Source organism: Geminisphaera colitermitum TAV2 (assembly GCF_000171235.2).
GTDB lineage: Bacteria > Verrucomicrobiota > Verrucomicrobiia > Opitutales > Opitutaceae > Geminisphaera > Geminisphaera colitermitum.
This window is the reverse complement of record NZ_ABEA03000130.1, coordinates 1-10,842: the sequence shown is the minus strand read 5'-3', so window position 1 is coordinate 10,842 and position 10,842 is coordinate 1. Positions and strand designations below refer to the sequence as shown.

The 10,842-nt window shown below is 63.6% G+C and carries 14 protein-coding genes; all 14 read left to right on the top strand.

Annotated features, from left to right (window positions below; genetic code table 11):
- Window positions 1-602: hypothetical protein (locus tag OBACDRAFT_RS15690; RefSeq protein WP_232767217.1), on the top strand; the 602-nt coding region annotated here is incomplete at its 5' end.
- Window positions 603-766: 164 nt separating this feature from the next.
- Complete coding sequence (locus OBACDRAFT_RS25560; RefSeq protein ID WP_052362101.1) at window positions 767-1,339, top strand: RNA polymerase sigma factor; 573 nt, start codon at window positions 767-769, stop codon at window positions 1,337-1,339.
- Complete coding sequence (locus OBACDRAFT_RS15680; RefSeq protein WP_157837126.1) at window positions 1,311-1,631, top strand: hypothetical protein; 321 nt, start codon at window positions 1,311-1,313, stop codon at window positions 1,629-1,631. The genes OBACDRAFT_RS25560 and OBACDRAFT_RS15680 overlap by 29 nt, the downstream gene beginning before the upstream one ends.
- A 117-nt stretch (window positions 1,632-1,748) precedes the next feature.
- A complete protein-coding gene (locus OBACDRAFT_RS15675) occupies window positions 1,749-2,438 on the top strand; it encodes a rhomboid family intramembrane serine protease (RefSeq protein WP_043587201.1) in 690 nt (229 codons plus the stop codon).
- Window positions 2,435-3,376: a radical SAM protein gene (locus tag OBACDRAFT_RS15670; RefSeq protein ID WP_043587199.1), complete on the top strand. Its 942-nt coding sequence runs from the start codon at window positions 2,435-2,437 to the stop codon at window positions 3,374-3,376. Before OBACDRAFT_RS15675 ends, OBACDRAFT_RS15670 begins: the two co-directional genes overlap by 4 nt.
- Window positions 3,366-3,584, top strand: a complete 219-nt coding sequence (locus tag OBACDRAFT_RS15665; protein WP_043587197.1) for a hypothetical protein — start codon at window positions 3,366-3,368, stop codon at window positions 3,582-3,584. The genes OBACDRAFT_RS15670 and OBACDRAFT_RS15665 overlap by 11 nt, the downstream gene beginning before the upstream one ends.
- Before the next feature lie 13 nt (window positions 3,585-3,597).
- On the top strand, window positions 3,598-5,172 hold the full coding sequence (locus OBACDRAFT_RS15660) for an AAA family ATPase (RefSeq protein WP_052362100.1): 1,575 nt from the start codon (window positions 3,598-3,600) through the stop codon (window positions 5,170-5,172).
- A complete protein-coding gene (locus OBACDRAFT_RS15655) occupies window positions 5,169-5,642 on the top strand; it encodes a hypothetical protein (protein WP_043587195.1) in 474 nt (157 codons plus the stop codon). The genes OBACDRAFT_RS15660 and OBACDRAFT_RS15655 overlap by 4 nt, the downstream gene beginning before the upstream one ends.
- 17 nt (window positions 5,643-5,659) lie before the next feature.
- Window positions 5,660-5,860, top strand: coding sequence for a DUF2997 domain-containing protein (locus tag OBACDRAFT_RS15650; protein ID WP_043587193.1), 201 nt, complete (start codon window positions 5,660-5,662; stop codon window positions 5,858-5,860).
- Between the two features lie 179 nt (window positions 5,861-6,039).
- Window positions 6,040-6,975 (top strand): S26 family signal peptidase, encoded by a 936-nt coding sequence (locus OBACDRAFT_RS15645; protein WP_043587191.1) that lies wholly within the window; start codon window positions 6,040-6,042, stop codon window positions 6,973-6,975.
- Window positions 6,972-7,796 (top strand): tetratricopeptide repeat protein, encoded by an 825-nt coding sequence (locus tag OBACDRAFT_RS25555; protein ID WP_052362099.1) that lies wholly within the window; start codon window positions 6,972-6,974, stop codon window positions 7,794-7,796. Before OBACDRAFT_RS15645 ends, OBACDRAFT_RS25555 begins: the two co-directional genes overlap by 4 nt.
- Window positions 7,797-7,837: 41 nt before the next feature.
- Window positions 7,838-8,896 carry a type IV pilus twitching motility protein PilT gene (locus OBACDRAFT_RS15635; protein WP_043587189.1) on the top strand — a complete coding sequence of 353 codons (1,059 nt, stop codon included), beginning with the start codon at window positions 7,838-7,840 and terminating at the stop codon, window positions 8,894-8,896.
- 82 nt (window positions 8,897-8,978) lie between these two features.
- Window positions 8,979-9,854 carry an RluA family pseudouridine synthase gene (locus OBACDRAFT_RS15630; RefSeq protein ID WP_052362098.1) on the top strand — a complete coding sequence of 292 codons (876 nt, stop codon included), beginning with the start codon at window positions 8,979-8,981 and terminating at the stop codon, window positions 9,852-9,854.
- A 36-nt stretch (window positions 9,855-9,890) separates the two neighbouring features.
- Window positions 9,891-10,842 (top strand): hypothetical protein (locus tag OBACDRAFT_RS15625; protein ID WP_052362097.1); only part of this gene is annotated, 952 nt, incomplete at its 3' end.

Sequence of the window (10,842 nt, the reverse complement as noted above, 5' to 3'; positions counted from 1 at the left end):
CCCAGCCGCCGACGCTGCTACCGCTGCCCCTTCTCTGCTCACCCTCTGTCATGCAATTACGAATACACGAACCCGAACGCCGGACGCTGGCAGGTTTCATCATCGGGTTCGCGTCGCTCATCGTCACATGGACGATCCTGCATGACATTGTTCTGATCCACATTGAGCCGCGACACTTCACTGAATTTCACCGTCCGCTGCTGCCGTTCACGCATCCTGTTCTGCTCGCCATCCAATATGCCATCGTCGCCACGCTGGGACCGGCGATGCTGTTCGGCGCGCTGGCGTGGGCCGCCTTTCGCCGCCGGGCGATTTTGCTGCCATCCGCCCTCGCGCTGTTCGCTCCGGTCCTCCTGCTCATCGAATTGCTCGCCCACGTCATCGCCCGCGCCTCCGTTGCCCGCTGGCAGGCGGGATTGCCTCTGTTGTATCCTAAAGCATGGTACCCCGAATTGACGCCGGGAGTCATCTATACGCAGTCCGTCAATATTTCCTCCTACTTCTCTGCGACCTTTCTCGGAATCTCATGGTTATTACTCATCCAGCTCTGGCCTCATCCGTTTCCGGATCGGGCAAACAAGTCTCCATGCGATTGTCATTAACCTCGAGCGACCGCCGCCACCGGGAAAAGCCGTGCCGCTCAACTCGCCCCGTCCGCCTCGTCGTCGATCCCGATCCTGAATCGCGTTGATCGGCCAGGCATTTTCCCATTTTTTTCATTTTCCCTCGTGAGGATTTTCCTCCAGCCCGGTCCAATATCCCCATCATGCCATCTTCCGTCTCCCCGCCTGTTGCCGCTGACGCGATCATCGCTGCGGCACCGGCATTCGAGACGATCTACCGGGAACACGCGCAAGCCATCTACTACCTGACCCTTCGCCTCCTCGGGAACCCCGCCCAAGCCGAGGACGCCACGCACGACGTCTTCCTCAAAGCCTTTCGCAAATACGCCGGATTTCGCGGCGAATCCAGCATCCGCACCTGGCTCTACCGCATCGCCATCAATCATTGCCAGACCCTCCGCCAATCCTGGCACCAGCGCCACGTGTTCACTCAATCCGACGACACCGACTGGTTCTCCTCGCCCGCCGCCACCACCCTGTCCAGTGCATCGCCCGGACCACTACGCGTTCTCGAAACCAAGGAACTCGGCGAACGTATCCAAAAAACCTTCGACGCCCTGCCGCCCGAATATCGGATAATCCTCCTTCTCGCCGCCGACGAGCACCTCGCCTACGACCAGATTGCCACCCTCACCGACCAAACCCCCGATGCCGTCCGCGGCAAACTCCACCGCGCCCGCAAAGCCTTTGCCCAACACTTCTCCAAAACCGCATAACACCACCGCCACACCACCCTCCCCCCCCCCCCCCCCCGACGCCGCAACCGCCATGAAACACACCCACCAATTTCGCCACACCGAGGAACAATCCTCCGACGCCCACGCCCGCACCTCCGACACTACGCAGACCTTCGACACCGTTGAAAACCTGCTACGTCACGACGCCCGTCAAACCCCGCTTCCGCCAGCCATCGCCCGCCGCCTCCACGATTCCATCAAAAGCCAAACACCCGCCGCGCCCGCCGCATCTTGGTGGCGCCGTATCGCCGGAAAAATTACAAAACATTAACTAAAAACCTCCCCCCCCCCCCCCCCCCCCGCTCCGAGAACACGAAGCGCAAACCCGACTTTCGACCTTGGACCTTCAGACCTTCGACACTCATCAATCGACACCAATCAAACCACCATGTCCGCCCCAGTCAGCTTCCCTCGCATCTCCACCGGAGCTTGGATGATCCTCGGCCTCATCGTTGCCGTTTACCTCGCTGCCACCCTTCTCCGCCTGATCGGGCTCATCAACCTCGATAACTGGTTTCTCCTCTCCCCCGCCCTCGTCTGGCATGGCCAGATCTGGCGTGTAGTCACTTACCCACTACTCAGCGGCGGACTCCTCAACCTCGTGCTCGACGGCTACCTCATCCTCTTTTTCGCCACCGGCATTGAGCAGACAAAAACCCGCTCCGCACTCCTTGCCTACACCACCCTCTGCATCGTCGCCGCCGGATTGCTCCGCTGCCTCGTCACGCCCTTTACCGAAGTTGTGCCTCCCGGAGCCGGCATCGCCAGCATCCTCGCCGCCCACCTTGTCGCCTGGGCTCGCATTGCACCCTGCGAAACACTCAACCTCGTCGTCCTTGGCAACATCACCCGCCGCACCCTCGCCCTCATCATCGGCGGCCTCATTACCCTTTCCACACTTGGCCTCTGTGGCGGCCTCTCCGCCCTTGTCCAGTGCCTCTTCACCGCCGCCATCGGCTGGACGCTCCTCACCATCCGCTGGCGCTGGCGTGACCACCAACGCCACCAACGCCACCGCCGCCACCCGCCGCCATCATCCCCCGGCTCCACCCGCCGCCTCAACCACCTTGAATTATGACCGCCGCGCCCGCCCCCATTTGCACGCATCCGTCCACGCCCGCCACCCCGCCCCGGTCCGTCCACAACTCCCGCTCCGCCCTTGCCGCGCAACGCGCCACCGCCGCCCGCGCCAGCCTCTCCCACTGCCAACTCTGCGCCCACCTCTGCAACGCCGACCGCACCGTCCCCGCCTCCGCCCAACGCGGCACCAACCGCGCCCTTTGCCACGCCGGACCACGCGCACGCGTTTTCTCCGCGCAAACCGAAGTCTCCGACGAACTCGCCATCATCCCCACCTATGCCATCGCCCTCAGTGGCTGCGACCTTCGCTGCGACTTTTGCATCACCGGACGCGAAAGCTGGAATCCCCTCGCTGGCGCTCCCCTTGATGCGTCCGACCTCGCCCGCCGCGCCACCGCCGCGCTCAACCACTCCCCCCCCGCCCGCACCATTATGATTCTCGGCGGCGAACCCACGATTCACCTCCCCGACATACTCGACCTCGTTGCCCACCTCCCCGACGACACTCCCCTCGTCTGGAAAACCAATGGCCGCGCCTCTCCCCTTGCCCGCGCCTGGCTCGCCAACCTCTTCGACACCTGGATCGTCGATTACAAATTCGGCAACGACGCCTGCGCCGCCCGCCTTGCCGCCTCCCCCCCCGGCTATACCGCCACCCTCCGTGACAACCTCCTCCGCGCCTGTCCTCGTTTTTCCACTACACCCCCGCTCATCGTCCGCCACCTCCTCATGCCCGGCCACGTCGAATGCTGCTGGCGCCCCATTGCCACCTGGCTCAGCGCGCACCTGCCCGGCGTTCCAGTTTCTCTCCGCACCGGCTTCTGGCCCGCCTGGCAATCCCGCCGTCATCCCGAACTGACCCGCACCTGCAACGCGCACGAAACCGCCCTCGCCCGCGACATCGCGCACGAGCATCAACTTGTCCTTGCCGAATGAATACGCCCCCCTCCCCCCCCCCGCCGAACATGCCGAACTCCTCATCCTCCCCGACGGACGCATCCTTGCGCACAACATCACCCCCGCCCTCGCCGCCGTCCTCAGCCAACTCGCTCCCCACGACACCGCCATGCGCCACCGCGCCCCGCGCACACCTCAATCCACCGCCGCTCCCTCCATTCCGCAAACCGCACTCCACATTCCATAAACCCTCAAACCACATGAACCCGCTCGCCCAAGAAATCGACACCCTCATCCGCGCCCGTTACCCCATCCTTTATCTCGTCACCAACGAGGAAACCCGCGCCCAGACAATCCTTCACGACATCGCCGCCCGCCGGCAGAAAAAAGTCTTTGAATGGAGCCACACCACTGGCCTCGTCCCCGCTGGCACCAACATCCAGTCGCAGAAAAACCGCAATTCCCCCACTCGCGATCCCCTCATCGCCCTCGACCAAGTCATCGACCAAGTCGATCCCGCCATCTTCCTGTTCAAAGATTTCCACCCCTATCTCGCCCGCAACAACCACGCCGTCATCCGCAAACTCAAGGAAATCGCCCTCCAACTCAAAAGCAGTTACAAGACCCTCGTCATCCTCTCGCCCGTCGTGGAAATCCCTGCCGAAATCGACAAGGAAATCACTCTCCTCAACCTACCCCTCCCCACCCGCTCCGACCTCGGCCACCTCCTCGACCGCATCCTCGCCGACGTCAAACAATACCCCGCCGTCCGCATCGACCTCGACGCCCCCGCCCGCGAACGCCTCCTCAACGCCGCCCTCGGCCTCACCCTCAACGAAGCCGAAAACGTCTTCGCTAAAATCATCGTCAAAGACCAGCGCCTCACCTCCGACCACGTCGCCGACGTATTTTCTGAAAAACAACAAATCATCCGCAAAAGCGGCCTCCTCGAATACTACGCCACCGACGCCACCTTTGCCACCGTCGGCGGCCTTCCCATCCTCAAAGACTGGCTCCAGAAACGCGCCCTCGCCTTCAGCGAACAAGCCCGCGCCTTTGGACTCCCCGCCCCCAAAGGCGTCCTCATGCTCGGCGTCCAAGGCTGCGGCAAAAGCCTCTGCGCCAAAGCCGTTTCCCACCTCTGGCAACTCCCCCTCCTCCGCTTCGACATCGGGCGCATGTTTGGCAGCCTCGTCGGCTCCTCCGAGGAAAACGTACGCAAAGCCATCGCCGTCGCCGAATCCGTCGCCCCCGCAATCCTCTGGGTGGACGAAATCGACAAAGCCTTTGTCGGCACCAAAAGCTCCGGCATGACCGACGGCGGCACCACCGCCCGCGTCTTCGGCACCTTCCTCACCTGGCTCTCCGAAAAAACCGCGCCCGTCTTTGTTGTCGCCACCGCCAACGACATCTCGCAACTCCCGCCCGAACTCCTGCGCAAAGGCCGCCTCGACGAAATCTTCTTCGTCGATCTCCCCACGCCCGCCGAACGCACCGACATCCTCCGCATCCACCTCCAGAAACGCTCCCGCTCTCCCGAAACATTCGACCTTCCCGCCCTCACCGCCACCAGCCAGGACTTCAGCGGAGCCGAGATCGAGCAAGCCGTCATCAGCGCCCTTTACGACGCCTTTTACGACGGCACCGACCTCACCACCGCTCACATCCTCGAAGCCCTCCGCCAGACCGTCCCCCTCTCCAAGACCATGGACGAACACCTCCGCCGCCTCCGCGCCTGGGCCGACGGCCGCGCCCGCCACGCCAGCCGTGCAACGTCCGCGCCCAACTCCATTCAGTCCGAAATACCAACCCTTGAACCCACCTCCGAAAAATGAGTGTTGTCTGCATCCTCGCCCCCGTTGTCGTCTCGGCCACCTGGCCCACGCTCTCCGCCGCCATCATGGCCGCCGCCACCTCGCTCGGCTACACCCTCATCACCCGTGAGAACACCACCGCCGAATCCGAACAAAACACCGAGAACCGCGTCGAAATCCAGATCGGGCAAAGCGAACTCGTTTCCTCCCAACTCGGGCGCGACCAACGCATCCGCGTTCATCGTGACGGCGTCACCATCACCTTTGCGCGCGACGCCCGCGGACGCGCCTCGCTCCACGCCTCTTCCGCCGTCGGACACGACACCGCCACCCTCCGCTTCCTCGGCGAAGAACTCGCCCAAGGCGTCGTGCAACACTACGTCCACCAACGCCTCAAAGACGGTCTCACCGAACACCAATTCATGATCGTCGAAGAAGAAACCAGCCCTGACCGCACCCTCCGCCTCAAAGTCCGCAAATGGGAAAACTAACCTCCCCCCCCCCCGCCATGCCACACCGCGAAATCGACATCACCATCGCCCCCGACGGACAAGTTCAGGTCCATGTGCAAGGTTACAAAGGCGCCCGCTGCCTCGACGCCCTTGCCCTCATCCAACAACTCGTCGGAGAAGAAAAACAACGCCAGCTCACCAGCGAGTATTACGAACCCGACGACGACGTGAACCTCAACATCGAGCAACACCACTGACCCAAGCTGACGCGACGAGCCCAATCCTTTAAAAACCACTAATGCACACTAATGGGCGCTAATGACCAATCCTCTAAATCGTATCGGGAAACAAATTACACCCATCCTTTTATTAGTGGCCATTAGTGTTCATTAGTGGTTTCAAAAACTGATCCCGCGTCCCCCCCCCCCCGCACAACATGGCTCGCAGCGACTCACCCTATTACCCGCCCCGTGCTGGCCTCGGCAACCGCGCCCGTCGCGCTTGGTATTCCATACTCCGCCACACTCCCATCCACCTCCAGACCGTGATCCGCACCGCGTCCGGCCTCCTGCCCGCGCTCATCGTCCCCGGCTACGGATTTCTCCCCCGACACATCCCCTCCCCCCCTCCCCCCCCCCGTCTCCGCCGCAACCGCCGCATCATCGCCGCAGCCGTATTCCTCATCTGGATACTATGTCTCGCGGGCTGGACACTTGCCTACCTGCGCATGGACACCGGCTCCTACCGCTCCGCCCTCGCCCTCATGACCGCCCTGCACGGAGCCAGCCTCTCGCACCACATCCTCACCACGCTCCTCCCGCGCGACCTCTGCCTGCGCCCCCGCCTCGCCATCGCCCTTGCCATCACGCTCGGCCTGTTTCTCGCCGCCTATCTCCCCCTCACCCACCTTGCGCCCCGCATCGCCATCCCCCTGCGCACGCCCGACGGCGTTGTCGTCATCGACCCTCGCACCTCCCTCGCCGACATCCGCCGTGGCGACACTGTCGCCTATCGCGCACCAATACGCTACACCGGCTATGCCAACCGCGCCATCCGCACCAACCAAAGTGATGGCGCTGGCGTTGAAACCGTCCAAGCCCTGCCCGGCGACCGTATCCAATTTTTCCCCTACCGACTCGAAGTAAACGGCCTTGCCCAGCCCCGTATCCCCGGAATGCCCCAGAGCGGCGAACAAATCGTCCCCGCCAGCCATTATTACATCTGGCCCGCCCACTTTCGCGCCCGCAACAACACCGGCAACGCCGCCAACCTCGACACCCTGCTCCAGCAAGCCGCCCTCGTTCCCGAAAAAGAAATTATCGGCAAACCGCACACCGGCTGGCTCAATCCCAACCCTCAACCACAACCATGAGCCGCTTCAGCAACCTCGAACTCGGAGGCGAAGAGAACCAGCCCCCTCCCCTCCCCGCTTCCACCGCCGCCACACCGGCCTCCACCCTCGCCACATCCATCGCCGAGCACCATGCCGCCTTTGGCGCCAAGGACGAAACCCACTACCTCACCGTCGCCAACAAACTCTTTCAAGACGCCCGCTTCGAAGAAGCCCTCCGCGCCTACGCCAAAGTCCTCGAACACAACCCGCAAAACACCACTGCCTGGACTAACCAAGTGCGCATGCTTATCGAACTCGGCGAATATCGCGAAGCCCGTCTCTGGGCCGACAAAGCCCTCGAACGCTTTCCCCACGACCCCGAACTCCTCGCCGCCAAAGCCGTGGCCCTCGCCCGCACCGCCGACCTCAAGGCCGCCCTCGCCTTTTCCGACGCCGCCATCGAGGAACGCGGCGACACCCCCTACGTCTGGCTCGCGCGCGGCGACGTCCTTCTCGCCCGACGCGAAAAACGCGCCGACTACTGTTTCGAGAAAGCACTCTCCCTCGCCCCCGGCGACTGGTTCATCGCCTGGCTCGCCTCGCGTATCCAAGCCTTCTATACACGCTTCGCGCTCGCGCTCCGTCACGCCCAAGCCGCCATCAGCCTCGCCCCCGCCCGCGCCTGCGTCTGGCAACAACTCGGCCAATGTCAGCTCGCCCTCGGACTCGTTGCCCCCGCCTTCAACTCCTTTGAGCAAGCGCAACAACTCGCGCCCGACCTCCCCGGCCTGCGCCAGAACCTCGAACGCGCCTCCCGCATCGGCCCCATCCGCCGCCTCTGGCTCCGCCTGCGCTCCTGATTTTCAGTTTTCAGCTTTTAGCCTTTTAGCTTTTCCCACCCATGCACCCTTACCTCTCCCAGCTACTCGCCGCCGCCTCGGAACACAAAGCCTCCGACCTGCACCTCATCGTCGGCGTCGCGCCCACCCTCCGCATCCACGGCGAAATCATCCTCGCCAACCACGATCCATTTTCCGCCGACATCAGCCGCGCCATCACCGACACCCTCCTCAACGAAAAACAGCGCGAAGCCTTTGCCCGCGACTGGGAACTCTGCATCTCCCTCCTCCACCCCGACGCCGGACGCGTCCGCGTGACAATCTACCGTCGCAACGGCATCCCCGAATACAGCATCCGCTTCTGCGGCGACCGCATCTACACGCGCGACGAACTCGGCCTCCCCGCCAAAATCGACGACATCGCCCGCCGCCGCAACGGCCTCATCCTCGTCACCGGCCCCACCGGTTCCGGCAAGACCACCACCCTCAACTACATGGTGGACCTCATCAACAGCGAACGCCGTTGCAAAATCATCACCATCGAAGACCCCATCGAACACGTCCACTCCAACAACCGCGCCATCATCGTGCAGCAGGAAGTGCTCTCCGACACCCACTCCTTTGCCCGCGCCCTCAACCACGCCCTCCGCCAAGACCCCGACGTCATCGTCGTTGGCGAAATGCGCGACCATGCCGCGATCATGACTGCGCTCACCGCCGCCGAAACCGGCCACCTCGTCCTCGCCACCCTCCACTCCCCCACGGCCAGCCACGCCATCGAACGCATCATCGGCAGCTACGAAGGCAACGCCCAGCGCCAAGTCATCCTCCAACTCGCCAATTCCCTGCAAGCCATCCTCGCGCAAGACCTCGTGCCCGGCGTCGATCAAACCCGCCGCGTCCTCGCCTGCGAACTCCTCATCCCCAACCCCGCCGTGCGAAACATCATCCGCGAAAACAAACTCCACCAACTCGTCAATTCCCTCCAGACCGGCTCCCGCGAAGGCATGATCCTCATGGACGACAGCCTGCACGACCTCTACACCCGCTGCCTCATCACCTACGATAGCGCCCTCAGCCGCGCCCACCACCCCGACCGCTTCACCAAACGCACCGAGTGACGCACCGAGTCCCCTCCCCCCCCCCCCCCCCCGCAGCCAAGACTCGACCTTCCGACCCTCGACCCTCATTCAAACCGACGCCATGCTCCCACCCATCGTTTATGAAGACGAAACCATGCTCGCGTTCGACAAACCCAGCGGGCTCCTTGTCGCGCCCGACCGTTGGGACAAAAACCGCCCCTACCTCATGCGCTACGTCCACGAACGCTACGGACACGACACCGCCAACGTCCACCGCATCGACGCCGACACCAGTGGCCTCCTCCTCTGCTCCCGCACCAAACCCGCGCTCGACTACCTCAGCGGCCAATTCCAATCCAAAACCCCCACCAAAATTTATCACGCCATCGTCGTCATCCTCCCCCCCGGACGGGAAATGAAAATCGGCGCCGCCCTCCGCGACCCCGTCACCGGCCTCCTCCCCGACGAATTCACTGCCGACCTCGCCCTCGGCCAGGACGAAGCCCACCCCGGACGCATGCGCGTCTTCAAAAAACGCGGCGGCAAACCCAGCATCACCCACTTCCGCACCCTCGAACGCTTCGGCCCCTACGCCCTCGTCGAATGCCGCCCCGAAACCGGACGCACCCATCAAATCCGCATCCACCTCGCCGCCCTCGGCGCCCCCATCATTGGCGACCCCTTTTATGGCGATTCCGACATCGGATCGTCCATAAAACTCTCCGACCTCAAACGCGGCTACAAAGGCTGCGACGACGAAAAGCCCCTCATCGCCCGCCTCGCCCTGCACGCCAGCCAGCTCACCCTGAAACACCCCACCACCCGCGAGCCCGTCACCCTCACAGCCCCACTGCCCAAGGACTTCGAACTCGCCCTCAAAAACCTCCGCAAACACACCCCCGGCGCAGCCGCGAAAAAGAAACCATTCCCCTCACGCGGAAACACGGACACGCAGAAAAAACCCGCTCACTCAGTCTTTCTCCGCGCCTCCGCGTGAGACCTCTTAACAAAGCAGAATCAACCATCACTTCCCATGCGACCACTGATCCTCTTCGCCTTCGTGCTTTGCTCTCTGCACCTCTGTGCCTCTGTGGTTAATTCTGAGGCCGACATCGCCGCGCTCAAGGCCCTTGTCGCCCGCCAAAACCAACTCCTCTCCACCGCCGCCGCCAAGACCACCCAGGCCGACATCAACGACATGGCGAACGACTTCCAGAAACTCGCCTACGACTACGACGACTACGTGGCCCGGTACCCCGACTTCGCCGCCGGCTACGTTGCCTACGCCCAGTTCCTCGCCAACCCCCTCTTTGCCGCTCCCGACGCCCGCCGTCCCATTCCCGGCGACGGCCTGCAACGCAAACGCGCCATCCAGTTGCTCCTCCGCGCCAACCAACTCGAACCCGACATCCCCCTCGTCAAAAACCAACTCGGCAACTACCTCGCCGAAGAAGCCCGCCCCCTCGAAGCCATCCAATACTACCTCGAAGCCATCCGCCTCGACCCCGGACAACCCCTCTATCACCTCCAACTCGGCACCCTCCTCGCCGAATCCCGCGACACCTTCATCGCCAGCGGCAACTGGACCCCCTCCACCGTTGACCAGACCATGCTCGACGCCTTTGCCCGCGCCGCCGCCCTCGCCCCCAACAACCCCGCCCTCGCCTATCAGCACGCCCTCGCCTACTACGACCTCAGCGTCCCCGACTGGCCCGCCGCCCTTGCCGCCTGGCGCGCCCTCGCCTCCCGCATGACAACCCCCGTCGAAAAACAAGCCATCCAACTCCACGAAGCCAACATCCTCCTCCGGCAAGGCTCCCCCGCCGCCGCCCGCGCCCTCATCGACCGCGTCACCGAACCCTCGCTCGCCGCCAACAAAAAACGCCTCCTCGACCAACTCTCCACCATGGCCGCCCCCGGCGGCGCCAGCGCCGCCATTCCCACCTCCGAACTCCCCCGCATCACCTTCCCCCGCATCATCCCCA